The 18,892-nt window shown below is 71.4% G+C and carries 13 protein-coding genes; 8 read left to right on the forward strand and 5 right to left on the reverse strand.

The genetic code is table 11. The annotated features are described in order from the left end of the window. Window positions 1–328: 328 nt before the first annotated feature. The gene (locus ACIQIB_RS09885) at window positions 329–2,815 is read left to right on the forward strand and encodes a collagenase (protein WP_400757565.1); all 2,487 of its coding nucleotides are present in this window, start codon (window positions 329–331) and stop codon (window positions 2,813–2,815) included. Between the two features lie 124 nt (window positions 2,816–2,939). Here ACIQIB_RS09885 and ACIQIB_RS09890 read toward each other — a convergent pair whose 3' ends face one another. Then, window positions 2,940–3,701 carry a PP2C family serine/threonine-protein phosphatase gene (locus ACIQIB_RS09890; RefSeq protein ID WP_363614170.1) on the reverse strand — a complete coding sequence of 254 codons (762 nt, stop codon included), beginning with the start codon at window positions 3,699–3,701 and terminating at the stop codon, window positions 2,940–2,942. 272 nt (window positions 3,702–3,973) lie between these two features. Here ACIQIB_RS09890 and ACIQIB_RS09895 point away from each other — a divergent pair, with 272 nt between their 5' ends. The 4 genes from ACIQIB_RS09895 (at window position 3,974) to ACIQIB_RS09910 (ending at window position 8,051) form a co-directional block, all read left to right on the forward strand. Then, on the forward strand, window positions 3,974–5,086 hold the full coding sequence (locus ACIQIB_RS09895) for an LLM class flavin-dependent oxidoreductase (RefSeq protein WP_400757470.1): 1,113 nt from the start codon (window positions 3,974–3,976) through the stop codon (window positions 5,084–5,086). Beyond that, window positions 5,083–5,745 (forward strand): FMN reductase, encoded by a 663-nt coding sequence (locus tag ACIQIB_RS09900; RefSeq protein ID WP_400653651.1) that lies wholly within the window; start codon window positions 5,083–5,085, stop codon window positions 5,743–5,745. Before ACIQIB_RS09895 ends, ACIQIB_RS09900 begins: the two co-directional genes overlap by 4 nt. A 372-nt stretch (window positions 5,746–6,117) precedes the next feature. Further along, entirely contained in the window at window positions 6,118–7,245 is a 1,128-nt protein-coding gene (locus ACIQIB_RS09905) for a Dyp-type peroxidase (RefSeq protein WP_400757471.1), read from the forward strand. After that, complete coding sequence (locus ACIQIB_RS09910) at window positions 7,242–8,051, forward strand: family 1 encapsulin nanocompartment shell protein (RefSeq protein ID WP_363614178.1); 810 nt, start codon at window positions 7,242–7,244, stop codon at window positions 8,049–8,051. Before ACIQIB_RS09905 ends, ACIQIB_RS09910 begins: the two co-directional genes overlap by 4 nt. Before the next feature lie 722 nt (window positions 8,052–8,773). Here the strand turns inward: ACIQIB_RS09910 and ACIQIB_RS09915 are convergent. Further along, entirely contained in the window at window positions 8,774–11,887 is a 3,114-nt protein-coding gene (locus ACIQIB_RS09915; protein ID WP_400757473.1) for an AfsR/SARP family transcriptional regulator, read from the reverse strand. Window positions 11,888–12,161: 274 nt separating this feature from the next. On the opposite strand from ACIQIB_RS09915, the gene ACIQIB_RS09920 reads away from it, so the two are divergent. Continuing rightward, window positions 12,162–14,381 carry an ATP-binding protein gene (locus ACIQIB_RS09920; RefSeq protein ID WP_400757475.1) on the forward strand — a complete coding sequence of 740 codons (2,220 nt, stop codon included), beginning with the start codon at window positions 12,162–12,164 and terminating at the stop codon, window positions 14,379–14,381. Here the strand turns inward: ACIQIB_RS09920 and ACIQIB_RS09925 are convergent. Beyond that, window positions 14,296–14,934 carry a hypothetical protein gene (locus ACIQIB_RS09925; RefSeq protein WP_400757477.1) on the reverse strand — a complete coding sequence of 213 codons (639 nt, stop codon included), beginning with the start codon at window positions 14,932–14,934 and terminating at the stop codon, window positions 14,296–14,298. The two genes, ACIQIB_RS09920 and ACIQIB_RS09925, sit on opposite strands and share 86 nt — an antisense overlap. Further along, complete coding sequence (locus ACIQIB_RS09930; RefSeq protein WP_400757478.1) at window positions 14,931–16,175, reverse strand: hypothetical protein; 1,245 nt, start codon at window positions 16,173–16,175, stop codon at window positions 14,931–14,933. Before ACIQIB_RS09930 ends, ACIQIB_RS09925 begins: the two co-directional genes overlap by 4 nt. Before the next feature lie 355 nt (window positions 16,176–16,530). Between ACIQIB_RS09930 and ACIQIB_RS09935 the strand changes: the two genes are divergently transcribed. Together ACIQIB_RS09935 and ACIQIB_RS09940 are read left to right on the forward strand one after the other, a co-directional pair. After that, window positions 16,531–17,316 (forward strand): electron transfer flavoprotein subunit beta/FixA family protein, encoded by a 786-nt coding sequence (locus tag ACIQIB_RS09935; RefSeq protein WP_400653645.1) that lies wholly within the window; start codon window positions 16,531–16,533, stop codon window positions 17,314–17,316. A 48-nt stretch (window positions 17,317–17,364) separates the two neighbouring features. After that, window positions 17,365–18,327, forward strand: coding sequence for an electron transfer flavoprotein subunit alpha/FixB family protein (locus tag ACIQIB_RS09940; RefSeq protein WP_400757479.1), 963 nt, complete (start codon window positions 17,365–17,367; stop codon window positions 18,325–18,327). A gap of 78 nt (window positions 18,328–18,405) precedes the next feature. On the opposite strand, the gene ACIQIB_RS09945 is transcribed toward ACIQIB_RS09940, so the two are convergent. Continuing rightward, entirely contained in the window at window positions 18,406–18,840 is a 435-nt protein-coding gene (locus ACIQIB_RS09945) for a Zn-ribbon domain-containing OB-fold protein (RefSeq protein WP_400757481.1), read from the reverse strand. Window positions 18,841–18,892: the final 52 nt, after the last annotated feature.

Consider the following 18,892-nt stretch of genomic DNA (forward strand, 5'->3'; position numbering starts at 1 on the left):
CCTCAAACGCGCCCAACACCGCAACTGGCCACCACCCCAACCAGCCACCGTCACGATCACCAAGCGAGACACGAATTAAGTCACCGGCATTGGGGTTAGGCCCGGTCTCTTGCCGTCAGGGGCCTTCCACGGTCATGTGATGTATGCCATGGTACATGTCACACTCCCCACCGTGTGCGCGACAGAGCCACCCCCTGGGCTCCGCCGCAACGGTCCTCACCCCTGTACGGCCGCGCCCCCACGCGGTCGAAGATGGCCCGGAGGCCCCCACGTGAGTACCGCACGACGCCTACAACTACCTCAGATAGCAAGGCTGTTGACGATCGCCATGGCGTTCGTCCTGGCGCTCGGCCTGTTCGCCCCGCGCAGCCAGGCCACCCCCGTCCCGGCCTCGCCGCAGTCCGGCAGCGCCGCTGCCGCTCCCACCGACCCGGCCCCGCAGCCCGGCCTCGGTGCCGTCCGTGACGGCCACAGTGACAACAAGCCCGTCCCGGCGCGCGAGCGGGCCCCGCTCGCGCTCACCCCGGACCGGCGCGGCGGTGAGCAGCAGGCCGCCAAGGCCACCGGCCGGAGCGCGCCCGCCGCCGAACAGCCCTGCAATGTCGGGGACTTCACCAGCCGTACCGGCAGCGCCCTCGTCCAGCAGATCAAGTCCGTCGATCTGGACTGCGTCAACGAGCTGTTCGGTCTCACCGGCACCGACGCGTACGGCGCGTTCCGCGAGGCCCAGATGGCCACCGTGGCCTACGCCCTGCGTGACGCGGCGGGTTCGTACCCCGGCGACAACACCACCTCCGTCGAGCAGTTGGTGCTCTACCTGCGGGCGGGCTACTACGTGCAGTGGTACAACCCCGCTGCCGTCGGCACCTACGGGTCTGCCCTGCAGACCGCGATCCGCAGCGCGCTCGACGCGTTCTTCGCCGCCTCGCACTCCCGGGACGTCAGCCCGGCCAACGCCGCGATCCTGGGCGAGGCCGTCACGCTGATCGACAGCGCGCAGGAGAACGCCCGCTACATCTACGTGGTCAAGCGGCTCCTGACCGACTACAACAGCGCCACCTACAACCCGAGCGGCATGGCCAACGCCGTCAACAGCGTCTACACCGTCCTGTGGCGCGGCCACCAGAACGCCGCGTTCGTGAGCGCCGTTCAGTCCGACCCCAGCGTGCTCGACACGATGTACAGCTTCGCCGTCACCAACAACGACCAACTCGGCGGCGACTACGGCTCGCTGGTCTACAACGCGGCCCGTGAGCTCGGCCGCTTCCTCCAGTACGCGCCGCTCCAGGCCAAGGTCCGCCCGCTGGACCGGGCCCTGGCCGCCCAGGCCTCGGTCTCCGGCCGCACCGCCTACCAGTGGGCCGCCGTCGCGGAGATGGCCGACGCGTACGACGCCGGCAACTGCGCCTACTACGGCACCTGCGACGCCGCGAACCGCCTCAAGGCCGCCAACCTCACGGTCTCCTACACCTGCAGCCCGAGCATCCGCATCCTCGCCCAGGCGCTGAACAGCACCCAGCTCACCAGTGCCTGCACCAGCCTGACCGGCCAGGACGCCTACTTCCACACGGTGGCCCGCGACAACGGTCCGGTGGCGAACGACAAGAACACCGCCATCGAGGTCGTGGTCTTCCACTCCTCCTTCGACTACGGGGTGTTCGCCGCCATCATCTACGGCATCGACACCAACAACGGCGGCATGTACCTGGAGGGCGACCCGGCCACGGCCGGCAACCTGCCGCGCTTCCTCGCCTACGAGGACGACCGGGTGCGCCCGAACTTCCAGATCTGGAACCTCAACCACGAGTACACCCACTACCTCGACGGCCGGTTCGACATGTACGGCGACTTCGACGCCGGCATGACGACCCCGACCGTCTGGTGGGTCGAGGGCTTCGCCGAGTACGTCTCCTACTCGTACCGAAAGGTCGACTACGACGCGGCGATCGCCGCCGCGGCCCGGCACACCTACAGCCTCAGCACCCTGTTCGACACCACCTACAACAACGCCGACACCGAGCGGGTCTACCGCTGGGGCTACCTCGCCGTCCGCTACATGCTGGAGAAGCACCGCTCCGACCTGGACGCCGTGCTCGCCAAGTACCGTACGGGCGACTGGAACGGCGCCCGCGCCTACCTGACCGGCACCATCGGCACCCGCTACGACGCCGACTTCGACGCCTGGCTGACCGCCTGCGCCAACGGCGCCTGCGGCGGCACCACCAACCCGCCCGGCAACCAGCCGCCCACGGCCGCCTTCACCGCCGCCGTCAGCGGGCTGACCGCCACCTTCACCGACGGCTCCACCGACGCGGACGGCACCATCGCCGCCCGCGCCTGGAACTTCGGTGACGGCACCACCTCCACCGCCGCCAACCCGTCGAAGACGTACGCCGCGCCCGGCAGTTACACCGTCACCCTCACCGTGACGGACGACAAGGGTGCCACGGCTACCACCAGCCGCACCGTGACCGTCGCGGGCCTGTCCGAGTGCACCGGCTCGGACACCCGCCAGCTCGACCGCAACTGCCGTCGTAGCAACGCGGCGGCCACCACCGGCAACTACGCGCACTTCTACCTGTACGTCCCGGCCGGCACCCGGCAGCTGAAGATCACCAGCAGTGGGGGCACCGGCAATGCCGACCTCTACTACAACAGCGGCGGCTGGGCGTACACCAACGCCTACACCGCGCGCTCCGTCAGCGCGGGCAACGGCGAGACCCTCACCGTGACCGACCCGCCGGCCGGTGCGGTGTTCATCAGCCTCTACGCGCAGCAGGGCTTCGGCGGGGTGAGCATCACGACCGAGTTCTGACCGGCGGCCCCGGGCAGGCCCGGCCGGCTACGAGCGACCCCGACCGGTCAAGGCCGACGGCGGCCCCGGCGGAGCGCGTCCAGCGCTCCGCCGGGGCCGCCCGGCTGCCGGGCCGGCCGCCCGTTCACTCGCCGATCCGCACCAGCGCCAGCGTGATGTTGTCCGGTCCGCCCGCCTCGATCGCCGCCCGCCAGAGCTCGAACGCGGCCCGCCCGTCGGCCCGTTCGGAGCCCTCGTAGGGCCGCGTCAGCACCTCGGACAGCTCCTCCTCCGGCAGCGGGTCGGTCAGCCCGTCGCTGCACACCAGATAGCGGTCGCCGACCGCCAGCGGCGCGCTGCGCACATGCGGTTCGACGAAGGTCAGGCCGAGCGATCCGCCCAGCGTCTGGGTGACCACCGAGGTGGTGCGCCGCCCGGGCGGCAGCGGCGGGCTGTCGTCCACGCTGAGCCGGCGCAGCCCGTCCCCGGCGATCCGGTAGACCCGGCTGTCGCCCACGTTGAAGACCACCGCCTGGTCCGGCAGCAGCACCACACCGGCGACGGTCGTCCCCATCGCGGCGAGCTCCGGTTCACCGGCCGCGGCGGCGTACACCGCCCGGTTGCAGGACTGCAGCCCCTCCCGGACGGCCTCCTCGCCGTCCAGTCCGGGCCCGGCGGTCGCCAGCCGGCGGGCCACCAGCGCACTCGCCACCTCGCCGCCGGGGTGTCCGCCCAGGCCGTCCGCCACCGCCACCACGCAGGGCGGGCCGAGCGGGAACAACAGTGTCTGCGGGTTGGTGGTCACGGTGGCGCAGAGTGTCCACGGCCCGACCGTCAGGCTGTCCTCGTTGTGCTCCCGCACCAGGCCCTCATGGCTCAGCGCGCTCACCGCGATATAGGCCGTCATCGGCTCGCCGCCCTTCCGGATACCCGGGCCGGCCGTCCCGGCACCCCCCATTGTCGCGCGCCACGGGCTCGGCGGCCCGGGCACCGGGGTCCACGGTCTGTGTGCCCCGCGCCGGATCGGCGCCGCCCTGGCCGCCTCCGCGCCCGCCGTGTCGGAGCGGACGGCGGTTCGGGGGAGGCCGGGAACAACGACGGGCGGGCCGGTGCTAAGATGGTTGAAACTTTGACGATCGGGTCCTGAAACCCGGGCCCACCTGGAGTGTGGTGAGCAGCATGCAGTTCGGAATCTTCACCGTCGGCGACGTCACCCCTGACCCCACCACCGGCCGTACCCCGACCGAGCACGAGCGGATCAAGGCGATGGTGGCCATCGCCCGCAAGGCCGAGGAGGTCGGCCTGGACGTGTTCGCCACCGGCGAGCACCACAACCCGCCGTTCGTCCCGTCCTCGCCGACGACCATGCTCGGCTACATAGCCGCGCAGACCGACCGCATCATCCTCTCCACCTCGACCACCCTGATCACCACCAACGACCCGGTGAAGATCGCCGAGGACTACGCGATGCTCCAGCACCTCGCGGAGGGCCGGGTGGACCTGATGATGGGCCGCGGCAACACCGGGCCGGTGTACCCGTGGTTCGGCAAGGACATCCGGCAGGGCATCCCGCTCGCGATCGAGAACTACGCGCTGCTGCACCAGCTCTGGCGCGAAGAGGTGGTGGACTGGCAGGGCCGCTTCCGCACCCCGCTGCAGTCCTTCACCGCCACCCCGCGCCCGCTGGACGGCGTCCCGCCGTTCGTCTGGCACGGCTCCATCCGCAGCCCCGAGATCGCCGAACAGGCCGCCTACTACGGCGACGGCTTCTTCGCGAACAACATCTTCTGGCCCAAGGAGCACTTCCAGAAGCTGGTCGACCTCTACCGCGAGCGTTACGCCCACTACGGCCACGGCACGGCCGAGCAGGCGTACGTGGGCCTCGGCGGGCAGGTGTTCATGCGGAAGAACTCGCAGGACGCGATGCGGGAGTTCCGGCCGTACTTCGACAACGCCCCGGTGTACGGGCACGGGCCCTCGCTGGAGGAGTTCACCGAGCAGACCCCGCTCACCGTCGGCAGCCCGCAGGAGGTCATCGAGAAGACGCTCACCTTCCGCGAGTCGTTCGGCGACTACCAGCGCCAGCTGTTCCTGATGGACCACGCCGGACTGCCGCTGAAGACCGTGCTGGAGCAACTGGACCTGCTCGGCGAGGAGGTCGTCCCGGTGCTGCGGGCGGAGTTCGCCAAGGGGCGGCCGGCCGGCGTCCCGGACGGTCCCACCCACGCGGCCCGGGTGGCGGCCGAACTCGCCGCGCGGCAGCAGGAGGAGACGGCGGAGGTGGCAAAGTGAGCACGCTCAGGCTGGTGGTGGTCAGCGCCGGGCTCAGCAAGCCGTCCTCGACGCGGCTGCTGGCCGACCGGCTGGCCGAGTCGACGGTCCGGCAACTCGACGGCGCCGCAACCGGTGTCGACGTCACGGTGATCGAACTGCGCGACCTCGCCACCGACATCGCCCACAACTTCGTGACCGGCTTCCCCGGGGCCGCGCTGCGCGGGGCGATCGAGGCGGTGACGGCGGCGGACGGGCTGATCGCCGTCACGCCGATCTTCACCGCCTCCTACAGCGGCCTGTTCAAGTCCTTCTTCGACGTGATCGACCACGACGCCCTCGCGGGCAAGCCCGTGCTGATCGCCGCCACCGGCGGCACCCCCCGGCACTCGCTGGCCCTGGAGCACGCCGTGCGGCCGCTGTTCGGCTATCTGCGGTCGGTCGTCGTGCCGACTGCGGTGTACGCGGCCACCGACGACTGGGGCGCTGCGGGGGACCGTCACACCGGCGGCCTCCCGGCCCGGATCGACCGCGCGGCGGGCGAGCTGGCGGCCCTGCTGGCCCGCCCCGCTCCGGCCGGCGCGGACCGGCCGGGGGCCGGTCGGGCGGCTGCCGCGCGGTCGGCCGGCGCGGAGGCCGTGGTGCCGTTCGCCGAGCAGCTCGCGGCCCTGCGGGTCTGAGGGCGCGCGGGCTGGACGAGGGGCGGGCTTCGGCCCGCCCCTTCCGCGTACCCGGGCACGGGCCCCGTGTGCACCCCGTGGCTCCGTGACCCCGCTGCTCCGAATGGCCCGCACCGGACGGAGCGTTCGCCGAGGGCCATTCGGGTGCGTGTTGGCTGCGCCTAAATGTCCACTATGCGATGTAATCGTATACATGATCAGCTTTCCGCTGGCCCGGCACGTCTTCATCGGGCCGCCGGCCCGCCCCCTGGATCAAGGGGGCCGATCTTCGCCGACCACCGCGCCGAGGGGGAGGCCGCACGGACGGCCTGAGGGCTGTCCGATCGCCGTCTCCCCGTCCTGTCGCCTTGTCCTGCCGTCCTGGAGCCCGTGATGCCGCCCGAACCGTCCGCCGCACCGCCCCAGCCGTCTCCACCGTCCGCGCCGTCTGCGTCGTCCGCGTCGTCGGTGCAACCCCAAGCCGTGCTCACCCCGCTCACCAGTGCGGCGGTCTTCCTGGTGCTCACCGTGGACCCGGGTGGTGAACAGGCGGTCCGAGACCTGCTGCCCGACCTGGCCGGCCTGCGCCGGTCGGTCGGGTTCCGGGCCCCGGAGGGCGGGCTGACCTGCGTCACCGGCATCGGCTCCGACGTCTGGGACCGCCTGTTCAGCGGCCCCAGACCCGCCGGACTGCATCCCTTCCAGGAGGTGACCGGCGCCCGCCACCGGGCCCCGGCCACCCCCGGCGATCTGCTGCTGCACCTGCGCGCCTCCCGGATGGACCTCTGCTTCGAGCTGGCGAGCCAACTCACCGAGCGGCTCGCCGGCGCGGCCACCGTGGTCGACTCCGTACAGGGCTTCCGCTACTTCGACGACCGGGACCTCATGGGGTTCGTCGACGGGACGGAGAACCCCGAAGGCCGGGCCGCCGAGACCGCCGTCGTCATCGGGGCCGAGGACGAGGCGTTCACCGGCGGCAGCTACGTCATCGTCCAGAAGTACCTGCACGACCTCGCCGCCTGGAACGCCCTCCCGGTGGAACAGCAGGAACGGGCGATCGGCCGCACCAAGCTGGCCGACATCGAGATGGACGACGAGGTGAAGCCCCCCGACTCGCATGTCGCCCTGACGACGGTCACCGGACCGGACGGGGAGGAGCGCCAGATCATGCGCTTCAACATGCCGTTCGGATCCTTCGGCGGGGGAGGGGAGTTCGGCACCTACTTCATCGGCTACTCGCGTACCCCCGAGGTGACCGAGGAGATGCTGCGGAACATGTTCGCCGGCCGGGAGCCCGGCCGGCACGACCGCATCCTGGACTTCTCCACCGCCGTCACCGGGTCGCTCTTCTTCGTCCCGACCGCGGGCTTCCTCGACTCCCCGCCGCCCGCGCCCGCCGCTCTTCCCGCCGCTGCTTCCGCCGCTGTTCCCGCGACCCCGCGCACCGCGCTCAGCACCGTTCTCCGTACCGCCGACGGCTCGTTGGGCATCGGCAGCCTGAAAGGGATCTCCGCACCATGAACAACCTGCACCGGGACCTCGCCCCCATCTCCGCCGCGGCCTGGGAGGAGATCGAGGAGGAGGCGCGACAGACCTTCAAGCTCCACATCGCCGGCCGCCGTGTGGTCGATCTGCGGGGCCCGGACGGCACCACCCTCGCCGCCGTGGGCACCGGCCACCTGACCGGCATCAGCCCACCGGCGAACGGCGTCCTCGCGCACTCCCGCGACGCCCAGCCCCTGGTCGAGCTGCGCGTCCCCTTCACCGTCGCCCGCTCCGCCGTCGACTCCGTCGAGCGCGGAGCCCGGGACGCCGACTGGCAGCCCGTCAAGGACGCGGCGCGTGCGATCGCCCTCGCCGAGGACCGCGCCGTCTTCGAGGGCTACCGCGCCGCCGGAATCGAGGGAATCCGCGTCGGCGCCACCAACCCCCCCATCCAACTCCCCGAGGACGTCCGCGAGTTCCCGAACGCCGTAAGCCGGGCCCTGACCGCCCTGCGCCTCGCCGGGGTGGGCGGCCCCTACTCACTCCTCCTGGGCGCCGACACCTTCACCGCCGTCAACGAAACCAGCGACCACGGCTACCCGGTCCACAACCACATCGCCCGCCTCCTCGACGGCGACATCATCTGGGCCCCCGCCATCGAGGGCGCCTTCCTGCTCTCCACCCGCGGCGGCGACTTCGAACTCGTCCTCGGCCAGGACGTATCGGTCGGCTACCTCTCCCACGACGCCGAGACGATCCAGCTCTACCTCCAGGCATCGCTGACCTTCCTCATGCACACGGGAGAGGCCGCCGTCGCCCTGGGAAGCGCCACGAACACGTGAGCGCCGACCGGCAAACCAAGGGCTGTGGTCGGCAGGGTTCACCCGGTTTCGGTTGGTGCTGCCAGGACTTCGGCCGGTTGGGCGTCGGTCGAAGCCCGAGCCGATCCAGCAGGCGTGACGAGGGGACCAGCGTGCCGTTCGGCATTCGGCCAGCTGCTCGGGCTGCCAAAGGCGGTTCGGACCGATGCCAATCCGTAGCGGGTTCGTCGGGCGGCCTTCGCTCCGGTCGCATGCGCCCACTGGGTGGGGAAGCGTAGGGGTGTGGCGGTTGCTGCGCATGCATAAGGCGGCTCGGCTGAATTTGCTGCCTCGCGGAAGCGAGAGTGGTGGAACGGAGGCGCGGCCACAGCCCTCGGGCTGTGGCCGCGTCACGGCAGGCTGGGTGGTGACATCAGCACCAAATCGGCAGCCACCAGAGGAGCCCAGGCTCCATGGGCTGAGTGATACCGCGGCTCATTCGGCCGGTGCGGGCAATGGAGCAGTGGGACGGCTGAGCTATCCGAATGAGGGTTGTGCTCACGGAGAATTGTTCCTTGAGGTAGAAGTGGAGAGGTGGGCGAGCGCCCAGGGTCATTCCTACCATTAGAACGGGCTGTGATCAAAGCGTCACATACGCCATGCACGCGCATGAAATTGTACCCATGCGTTAAGTTGTGATCGATTCCCGGCTGATGGGAATAGAGGTTTATCGTATTAATCGGAAGGCGGCATTCCGACTACGCCTACCGGTTGTCGGCGGCCCTCCGGAGGGCCTGCTGGTGGTGCAGGTCGGCCAGGGCCTCGCGGGCTAGCGTTGCCTCCTCTGCCGCCTGAATGCGGTCGGCCAGCGCGATCGCGGCGGCCAGGTGTCGCGCGGCCTCGGTCTCCAGGCCCAGTGCGTGTTCGCAGCAGCCCAGGCCGCGCAGGGCGGCGGCCTCCTCGCGGGCTGTGCCGATGGAGCGGGCCAGTTCCAGGGCGATGGCATGCTGATCATGGGCGTCGGCGCAGCGGCCGGCAGTGCGGAGGGTGTCACCCAGTCCGTTGAGCGCGTTGACCTCGGTTCGAATGCTGCCAAGCGACCGGAATGTGGTTAATGCCGACCGGTAGAGAATCAGGGCGCGGTCGAGCTCTTCCGGAATTCTGAGGGCGGCGGCCAGATTGATCTGTACCACCGAAAGATCGAGACTCGACATGAAGTCGCCCCCGATGTCAAGAATCCGTTCGAACGTGTCTCGTGCTGCCTGATGATTTCGCGCACCCAGGTGGAGGTCGCCGAGATTATTGAGGATGCGCAACTCGAATATCTTGTCATTGAAGTAACGTGCAAGCGGAAGGGCGCTACTGTAGGCGGTTAGTGCCATCTTTGCATCCCCCAGCGAACTCTGCACAATTCCGATGTTCGCGAGGCAGCGCGCGGTATTCCATCGGTCGCCGGTCTCCTGTCGGATCTGTAGTGCCTCCTCCTGCCGGGCCAATGCCTCGTGCAGGAAGCCCTGGTGCCACAGTAGGCTTCCGAGGAGACTGAGCGCCTCTGCAGTGCCGTCCAGGTCGTTCTCGGAGCGGGCGAGTGCCAACCCGCACTCCAGGGCCTCCATGGCTGACGGGTAGCGCGAGGCATTGGCGAGCGTTGCGCCCAGGTTGATCAGGGCCCGCGCCTCGTAGCGGTCGTTCGAGACCGAGTGCCAGTGAGTGGCGGCCGCTTGGTGCATGTCATGGGCCTCGCTCCAGTAGGCCTCGGCGTCCAGGTGGCCGGCGAGGACGTGTGAGAGCCAGGCGCCTGCCTCGGGGAGGTCGATGGAACGCGTATATGTCACCAGTGCGGCGAGGCTGGCGTGTTCGGCCTCCAGCCATTCGCGTGCGAACTCGGGTGAGTTCAGCTCGAGGTCATCCAGCAGCGCCTCTGCGCAGGTAAGTTGGTCAAGAGCTGGAAGTGGCAGTCGTGATCTGTGGGGGTAGAGCAGGCGATCGGCTCGGTCGGCGGCCCGCAGGGCGAAACCGAGTACGCGTCGGATTGCCGCGTCACGCCGCTCTCCCCCCTCCTTCAGTGCGAGTGCCACTGCGAACTCGCGTAGTAAATCGTGGAGTTGGTAGCGTTCCGGGGTGTTCTCCTGAAGCAGGTGGCAATGCAGCAGGGCTTCGAGAATGCGATCGGTTTCGTCGACCGTCCGCCCGATCAGCGCGGCCGCGGCGTGCAGGCCGATGTCCGGTCCCGGGTACAGGCCGAGCAGCCGGAATGCCGAGCGATGCCCGGCTGGCAGGGACTGGTAGGAGACCTCGAAGGCCCGGGCGATGCTGGCCGAGCCGTTGCGGATCTCGGTCAGTCGGCCCGTCTTGCGGGAGAGCCGCTGGGCGAGGTGGTCCAGGGTCCAGGAGGGGTGGCCCTTGAAACGGCTGGCGATGATCTCGATCGCTAGGGGAAGCAGGCCGCAGCGGTCGACGATCTCGATGATTCGGCCGCGGTCGTTGGCCCGTTCCTGGCCCACCGTCTCCGTGAACAGGGCCACCGCGTCGTCGACCGGGAGCACATTGAGGAAGATCGGCCTGGAGCCCGGCAGTTCGGCCAGTTGCTGCCGACTGGTGACGATGATCAGGGAGGAGGGGGCCGCCGGAAGGAGTGGGCGGACCTGGGCGGCGCTGGACGCGTCGTCGAGTACGACGACGGCCCTGCGCGAGGCCAGCGCTTCACAGCAGAGACTGAAGATCTCCTCCGCGTCCAGGGGGATGGTGGCAGCGGGCACGCCCAAGCGCCTCAGCAGCATCGTCCCTGCCGCCTCTGAGGGGAGCGGATGCTGAGTCCCGGCATGGGCGCGCAGGTTCAGATAGACGTGCCCGTCGGGGAACTGCTCGCGCATCTGATGCGCGGCGTGCAGGGCAAGGGTGGTCTTGCCGACGCCGGGCATCCCCAGAATCGAGGAGACGGTCACCACACCGCCGTACTCCAACTCCACGCCGGCGCCGGCCAGCAGGAGCTGCAGTTCCTCCTCGCGTCCGATCATGTGCTGCCGTCCCGGAAGGTTCGACGGCGACGGCGCCGGTGGCGGGGCGGTGGGCCGGGCCCGACCGGCGGCCGGACGGGCGAGCGGATCCGGTAGCGGTGCCCCGTGCAGCATTCGGTCGTGCAGACGGGTGAGCCACTCGCCGGGGGCGGTGCCGAGTTCGGCGCGTAGGAGGCGGACGACCGCGGGGTAGACGCCGAGTGCCTCGGCCTGGCGGCCGGAGCCGTAGAGGGCGGTCATCAGGTGGCCGGCGAGGCGTTCGTCGGTGGGGCGCTGTTCGCGGAGGGCGGTGAGCTCGGGGACCAGGTCGCTGAAGCGGCCGAGGCGCAGTTCGACCTCGACGCGCAGGAGGGTGGTGGCCAGGCGCTGATCGGTCATGGTGGTGCGGGTGGCCTGGGCCCACGAGCCGGGGAGGCCGGCCAGTGGCTCGCCGCGCCACAGCTCCTCGGCGCGGCTCAGCACGGTGCGGGCCTGGGTGTCCTCGCCGTTGTCGGCGAGGGTGCGGGCCCGGCGGGAGAGGTCGGTATAGCGGTGCCAGTCGATCAGCTGGGGGTCCACCCTGAGTACGTACGTGTGCGATTGGGTGTCTATTTCGGCGGCCTCACCCGGGTGGTCCAGTCCTTTGCCCTCGGTGGCCCTGAGGAGATTGCCCCGAAGGCGTGACACATGGCTGTAGAGGCTGCCAACCGCGCTTGGAGGTGGGTCTTCACCCCAAAGGCGGTACGCAAGTGATTCATGGGACAGCGGCTTGCCGACATCCAGCGCCAAGGCCGCCAGCAGGAGGCGCTGCTTGCCCGGACCAGGCGGCAACACCCTCCCGTTCACCGACAGTTCAACTGAACCAAGGAGATGGAACTCCAATTCGACGCCCCCCGCCGGTTGGCTACCAGCTTGCCGTGTCGCAGGTGAGCATCGCATGTCTCCGGGGGCTCGGGCTATAGCACTGGGCCTGTTCCGGGAGTAGCGCTTCCAACGAATTCTCGATATGACTGTGATTCATGTGGTAGTGGCTGTACGGTAATTGATCAACTCAACGGCGCCACCACTCGGATGCTTTGGTCTGCGGGCGGGGGAAACCGATGGCACCAACGGCACCAATGGCACCAACGGCGAACGCGGGCGGCGGGGGCCGCCGGTGAGTGAGGCGGATCTTCCGGCGTCGGTCCAGCGGAACTCGATCGAGGACGCCCGCGTCACCGGGACCGTGGTGCAGGCCGGGGCCATCCACGGCGGGGTTCACCTGCACGCGCCCGCGCTTCCCGTGCCGCGGCAACTCCCGCCGGTGCCCAGACGGCTGGTCGGCCGGGAGGGTGATCTCGCGGCGCTGGACGAGTCGTTGGGGGTGTCGGTCGCGGAGCCCGCGGCGGCGGATGTGACGGTGGTGGTGACCGGGCCTGCCGGGGTGGGGAAGACGGCGCTGGCCGCGCAGTGGCTGCGCGGGCTGTCCGGGCGGTTTCCGGACGGACAGCTGTACGCGGATCTGCGCGGGCATGCCCCGGGCGGGCCGGTGGATCCGGTGGAGGCGCTGGGCGGGTTCCTGCGGGCGTTCGGGGTCGGTCCGGTGCCGGGGAACCTGGCGGAGGGCGTGGCGCTGTGGCGGTCCGTGGCGGCGGATCGCCGGATCGCGGTGCTGCTCGACAACGCGTCCACGGCCGCGCAGGTCCGCCCGCTGCTGCCGGGTTCGGAGCACGCGGTGGTCGTGGTGACGAGCCGCCGCCGGCTGACCGGGCTGGGGATAGACGGCGCGGTGTTCCACCCGCTGGGGCTGCTGGCGCGCGCCGCGTCCGCGCAGATCCTCGCCCAACGGGTGGGCGAAGGCCGGGTGGCCGCCGAACAGGCGGCCGCGGCCGAGGTGGTGGAACGCTGCGCGGACCTGCCCCTCGCGATCTGCCTGGCGGCCGCCCGGATCGCGGCGCGCCCGGTCCAGCGGCTCGCGGTCACCGCGCGGGCGCTGGGGCAGGATGCGGATCGGCTGGCGACACTCGACGTGGAGGGGGAGACCGTGCGCAACGTCCTGGACGCGTCCTTCGAGGTGCTGGAGGCGGACGCGGCCCGGCTCTACGGCCTGCTGGGGCTGCTGCCGTTCGCCGAGTTCACCCTGGAGGTGGCCTGTGTGGCCGGCGACCTGCGGGCGCCCGAGGCGGATCGGCTGCTCGACGGGCTGATGGATGTCCATCTCCTGGAGGAGCTGAGCGACGGCTGCTTCCGCTTCCACGACCTGGTGAAGCTGCACGCCCGGGCCTGCGGCGAGCCCCTGCGCGACGGTCCGCCCGGCCGGACGGCCGCAGACCGCGTCCTCGACTGGTACCTGGCGTCCGCCACCGCCGCCGAGGAGCTCATCAGCCCCAGCCACCGCACGCTGCCCCGCGACTACGCGGGTCAACCGGCCCGCCCGGCAAGGGTGTTCGAGGACGAGGACGAGGCGCTCGGCTGGCTGGACGTCGAACGCGACCGGCTGATGGCCGCGCTGCGCTGGGCCGCCGAGACCGGTCGGCACGCCACGGCCTGGCAACTGGCCGACGCCATGTGGCCGTTGTTCCTGCGCTTACGCCCGGCGCGGCTCTGGGTGGAGGCGCACCGGACCGGTCTGGCCGCCGCCCGCGCGGCCGGCCACCGGGCGGGCGAGCTGCGGCTGCTCACCTCGGGCGGCCACGGGCTGCGCAACGCCCGGGAGGACGAGGAGGCCGCCGACTGGTTCGCCGAGGCGCTCGAACTGGCGCGGTGCTCGGCCGCCCCCCTCGCGGAGGCGGACGCGCTGTACGGTCTGGGCCAGACCCACCGGACGGCGGGCCGACTGGCCGAGGCGGCCGGTTGCCTCGACGAGGCCGCCGGGATTCGGGCGGGGAAGGGCCTGGTGCGGGGTGCCGCGCTGGCCCGGCTGAGTCTCGGCGACGTCCTGCTCGCCGCAGGGCGTGCGGAGGAGGCCGTCGGCATCATCACCACAGCCCATCGGGAGCTGGCCGAGATCCCGGACGCGTACGAGGCGACCCGCGCGCTCGCGTTCCTCGGGCAGGCGCACAGCGCGCTCGGCGCGTACGGGCCCGCCGAGCGCTGCTTCGCGCAGGCGCTCGACGGGTTCCGGGCCGGACGCGCGCGCCTCTGGGAGGCGCGGGTGCTGGAACTCTCCGGCGAGCTGGAGCGGTTGAGGGGCCGGACGGCCGAGGCGAGGGCCCGGTTCCAGGCGTCGTTGACCGGTTACCGGGAGCTCGGCGCGCCCGATGCGGCCAGACTGGCCGGCCGCATCGGTGCGCTGGACGACGGTCCGGGCCTCACCCCCCGCCCGGGCGATCCCGGCGGTCCCGGCGATCCTGATGGCTCTGATGACTCCGATGGGCCGCACGCGGCGGACGGCTGAGGCAGGTGTCGAGCAACTCGTAGGAGTAGTAGGCCGAGGTGGCCATGCCGGTGAGTTCGGCCAGCCCGCGGCCCGCCGCGAGCCAGGCGTGCGCGAGCGAGCCGATGGCCAGCCGCTGCCAGGACGAGCGCGGGCCGCTCGTGCCGTCCCGCAGACGCATCGCCAGCCGTCCGCCGGTGCGGGCGAGGACGAGTACCGTCCCGGCACCGCAGTCGGCGGTGACCACCGCGCAGCCGGGGTGGGTGCGCAGCGCCTCGGTCAGCTGCTCCAGCGCGCCCTCCGGGGTGGCCGTGCCGAGGTGGAGGACGTCGGCGTGGTGGCGCCACCGGGCGGCGTCCGGCCCGGTGAGGTCGAGCGCGAGGTGCTCGTCCACGAAGGCGCGCCGGGGCTGGTCGGCGCCCGGGTCCGGTGGCAGGCAACTGGTCAGCAGACCGTGGCAGGCGCCGGCGGGGGAGTGGATCCGGGCCTCGAACAGCGTGGCGGGGAGCCCGGCCGACGGCACCAGACCGTCGGCCGGGGTGAGGCGCACCGTGTGCAGTGCGGCCACCGTCATGCCTGCCCGGAGGCGAGCGGCACCGGTGCCGGCGGGCCGTCGAGTGGGGCCGGCAGCGGCAGCGCCGGGGGCTCAGGTTCGTGGGCGGGCTGGCCGAGGCCGACCACGCGGTAGAGCAGCCGTCGCATGTTGCGGTCGAACCGGCCGGGCTCGGAGGTGATCCCGTCGGCGATGGCGGTGTACTCCTCGGGGCGGTACTGCGCGGCCGCGTAGGCGAGTTGGCCGGTCAGCGGGTGGGTGGGGTCGAGCGCGGGCGCGGTGCGGGCCAGCAGCGCGCCCGGCGAGCGCGGGTTGACGTCCCGGTGCGGGTACTGGGCCAGCAGGATCGGCGCTCCGGTCATCGCGCCGTAGAGGGTCACCGAGCCGTGGTCGCCGATGATGAAGTCGGCGGCGACCAGCAGCGGCCGCCAGTCCGCCTCCGGCGGGATCACCGTGACCGCTCCCCGCGCGGTGGCCATGGCCCACGAACGGACCTGCCAGGGGCTGTGCGCGGCGGCCACGTTGGGGTGGACGAGCAGGGCCGTCCGGTAGCCGTGCCGGGGAAGTTCCGCCGCCAGCCGGGGCAGTACCGCGTCGAGCCGGGTGAACAGCGAGCCCGATCCCCAGGTGGAGCAGACCAGCACCAGCTTCTCGTCGGGCCGCAGCCCCAGCGCCGCCCGGTGGCGCTCCCGCGCGGGCAGGGCGGCGGCGATCCGGTCGTAGCAGGCGTCGCCGACGACCTCGGCGACCGGCAGCGCCTCCGGGCAGCCGCGGGCCAGCTCGGCGAGGTCGTCCTGGTGCGCCAGCGCGTACGACTCCGGGACCACCCGGCCCTTCCAGACGACGTACTCCGGCCCGAGTCCGCTGGCGGTGCGCTCGCCGCCGGGGCCGGGCGTGCGGGACAGCTTGATGTGCCGCGCGCCGTGCGGCAGCCGGACCAGCGGCCCGTGCAACTGCTCCAGCCCCTGCGAGCCGGCGGCCAGTACCAGGTCGAACTCGCGTCGGACGGCCTCCTCCCACGGCAGCACGGTGCCGCCGAGCAGCCGGATGTGCGTCTCGGCGCCCCCGTTGAACGCGTGCGGCGCCACCGTGAACGTCACGTGGATCCGCAGGTCCGCGCCGAGCAGGGTGTAGATGTCGTGGAGCCGCTGGGCGTACACGGCGGTCTGCGCGACCACCAGCACCTCCTTGCAGCCCGGCAGCGTCGCCCATCGCCGGCCACCGCCGACCGTCGTGTGCTGTTCCCCGTGCACCAAGGTCATCTCGTTCCCCCTCCTTGATCCCGGTCGGGGCCTCCGATCGGTTGCCCCGCCGGGGGTGTGCCCGCGAGGTCTGGCGGATTCCATGCCGCGTTCTGGACGGTGCTTGCGGAAACCTTGCCGCGCGGCTGCGGGCCTCTCGACGACGGGCGAAGGGTACTGAGTTCCTTTACGCGGGGTACTGAGTGCCGTATTCTCTCGGTGAAGCCTCTGACGTCAGTCGAAGAGAGCCGACACGGCATGCCGGTCCAGGCGGCGCTTGCTGCTCGCAGGGTGCGGCCGGGCCGGACTTGGCACTCAGTACCCTGGGCATGACCTGAGGCCATGGACCAGTGCACCCGTTACAGGAGAACCGCTCATGAGCTTGAGGATCGTTGTCTGTGTGAAGTACGTGCCGGATGCGACGGGGGACCGTCGTTTCGCGGAGGATCACACCACCGACCGGGAGGGCGTGGACGGCCTTCTGTCGGAGCTGGACGAGTACGGGGTGGAGCAGGCGCTGCGGATCGCGGAGGCGAACGAGGGTGCCGGGGTGACGGTGCTGACGGTGGGGCCGGACGATGCGAAGGACGCGTTGCGCAAGGCGTTGTCGATGGGTGCGGACCGGGCCGTGCACGTGAACGACGAGGGTGTTCACGGTTCGGATGTGATGGGGACGTCGGCGGTGCTGGCGAAGGCGCTGGAGCGGACGGGGTTCGATCTGGTGATCGGGGGGATGGCGTCGACGGACGGGGCGATGGGTGTGCTGCCGGCGCTGCTGGCGGAGCGGCTGGGGGTGCCGCAGGTGACGCTGTTGTCGGAGGTGTCGGTCGCGGGTGGTGTGGTGCGGGGGCGTCGGGACGGTGACGCGGCGACGGAGCTGGTGGAGGCGGCGCTGCCGGCGGTGGTGTCGGTGACGGACCAGTCGGGTGAGGCGCGGTATCCGTCGTTCAAGGGGATCATGGCGGCGAAGAAGAAGCCGGTGGAGTCGCTGGATCTGGATGATCTGGGGATCGGGGCGGGCGAGGTCGGTCTGGGGGGTGCGTGGACGGCGGTGGAGTCGGTGGCTGCGCGTCCGGCGCGGACCGCGGGCACGGTCGTCAAGGACGAGGGTGAGGGCGGCAAGGCGCTCGCCGGGTACCTCGCCGCGCAGAAGTTCATCTAGTCCCACACCGCGTACGCGCATCCAACGATCGCTCAGGAGCAACGAATCATGGCTGAGATCCTGGTTCTCGTGGACCACGCCGACGGTGTGGTCCGTAAGCCGGCCCTCGAACTGCTGACCCTGGCCCGCCGGATCGGTGAGCCGTCGGCCGTCGTCCTCGGTGCCGGTGCGGCCGCCGCCGAGATCGCCGCGAAGGCCGGCGAGTACGGCGCGGCGAAGGTGTACGTCGCCGACGGCGCCGAGTTCACCGACCAGCTGGTCGTCCCCAAGGTGGACGCGCTGGCCCAGATCGCCCAGGGCGCGGAGGCCGCGGCCGTCCTGGTCACCTCCTCCGGCGAGGGCAAGGAGGTCGCCGCCCGCGTCGCCCTGCGCCTCGGCTCCGGCCTCATCACCGACGCCGTCGACCTGCGGGCCGGCGACAACGGTCCGGTCGCCACCCAGTCGGTGTTCGCCGCCTCGTACACCGTGGACTCGCGCGTCAGCCACGGCGTGCCGGTGATCACGGTCAAGCCGAACGCGGTGGCCCCCGAGACGGCTCCGGCGGCCGGCGCGGTGGAGAACGTCACCGTGGCGTTCACCGGCAACGCCGCCACCGTGACCTCGCGCACCCCGCGGGTCTCCACCGGCCGCCCGGAGCTGACCGAGGCCGCCATCGTGGTCTCCGGCGGCCGCGGCGTCGGTGCCGCCGAGGGCTTCGGCGTGGTCGAGGAGCTCGCGGACGCGCTCGGCGCGGCCGTCGGCGCCTCGCGCGCCGCCGTGGACGCCGGCTGGTACCCGCACAGCAACCAGGTCGGCCAGACCGGCAAGCAGGTCTCGCCGCAGCTGTACGTCGCCAACGGCATCTCGGGCGCCATCCAGCACCGGGCCGGCATGCAGACCTCGAAGACCATCGTGGCCGTCAACAAGGACCCGGAGGCCCCGATCTTCGAGCTGGCGGACTACGGCGTGGTCGGCGACCTCTTCGCCGTCCTCCCGCAGCTCACCGGCGAGGTGAAGGCCCGCAAGGGCTGACCCGCCCCGGCTCGTACGACGGAGGGCGCACCCGGGAGACTTCCGGGTGCGCCCTCCGCCGTACAGGCCGGGGCGGCTCTACTCCGCGTACGCCGCCAGATGCTGGGTGAAACCGCCCTGGTTCGGTGGCAGCGGGCGCGGCTCGGCGGGTTGTGCCGGTCCGGCCTCCTCCTGCGGCAGCAGGGTCAGTTCGGGGTGGTCGGAGCCGGCCGAGGGCGTCAGCCGGACCCGGGTGCCCACCGGAACGGTGCTGCGCAGCCCGCCGACGATGTACCAGACGTCGAAGCCCTCGTTCATCCTGATCAGCGACTTCTGCCGGGCCAGCGGCGTCCGAGCCTGCTCGACCGCGCAGCTGCGCACCACCCCGGTGCCCTCGCTCCGCTCCAGCCTCAGGTCGGTGGAGCCGCAGGTCGGGCAGAGCAGCCGCTGGAAGGTGGGGTTGCGGCACCACGTGCAGCGCTGGAAGTACAGCGGGGTGCTCCCGGTGTCGGTGTCGATGGCTGAGTGGACCACGCTGTCTCTCCCTGCGCTCGGACTGGGCTTTCCGCTGCGGCGCGGTGCGGCC

This window comes from Kitasatospora sp. NPDC092286, from assembly GCF_044755565.1.
GTDB lineage: Bacteria > Actinomycetota > Actinomycetes > Streptomycetales > Streptomycetaceae > Kitasatospora.

What these genes read in the sequence shown, in the direction of transcription:
- ACIQIB_RS09885 (WP_400757565.1), top strand. Translation starts at nt 329, where the DNA reads ATGGCGTTCGTCCTGGCGCTCGGCCTGTTCGCCCCGCGCAGCCAGGCC.
- ACIQIB_RS09890 (WP_363614170.1), bottom strand. Translation starts at nt 3,701, where the DNA reads ATGACGGCCTATATCGCGGTGAGCGCGCTGAGCCATGAGGGCCTGGTG.
- ACIQIB_RS09895 (WP_400757470.1), top strand. Translation starts at nt 3,974, where the DNA reads ATGCAGTTCGGAATCTTCACCGTCGGCGACGTCACCCCTGACCCCACC.
- ACIQIB_RS09905 (WP_400757471.1), top strand. Translation starts at nt 6,118, where the DNA reads ATGCCGCCCGAACCGTCCGCCGCACCGCCCCAGCCGTCTCCACCGTCC.
- ACIQIB_RS09910 (WP_363614178.1), top strand. Translation starts at nt 7,242, where the DNA reads ATGAACAACCTGCACCGGGACCTCGCCCCCATCTCCGCCGCGGCCTGG.
- ACIQIB_RS09925 (WP_400757477.1), bottom strand. Translation starts at nt 14,934, where the DNA reads ATGACGGTGGCCGCACTGCACACGGTGCGCCTCACCCCGGCCGACGGT.
- ACIQIB_RS09930 (WP_400757478.1), bottom strand. Translation starts at nt 16,175, where the DNA reads ATGACCTTGGTGCACGGGGAACAGCACACGACGGTCGGCGGTGGCCGG.
- ACIQIB_RS09935 (WP_400653645.1), top strand. Translation starts at nt 16,531, where the DNA reads ATGAGCTTGAGGATCGTTGTCTGTGTGAAGTACGTGCCGGATGCGACG.
- ACIQIB_RS09940 (WP_400757479.1), top strand. Translation starts at nt 17,365, where the DNA reads ATGGCTGAGATCCTGGTTCTCGTGGACCACGCCGACGGTGTGGTCCGT.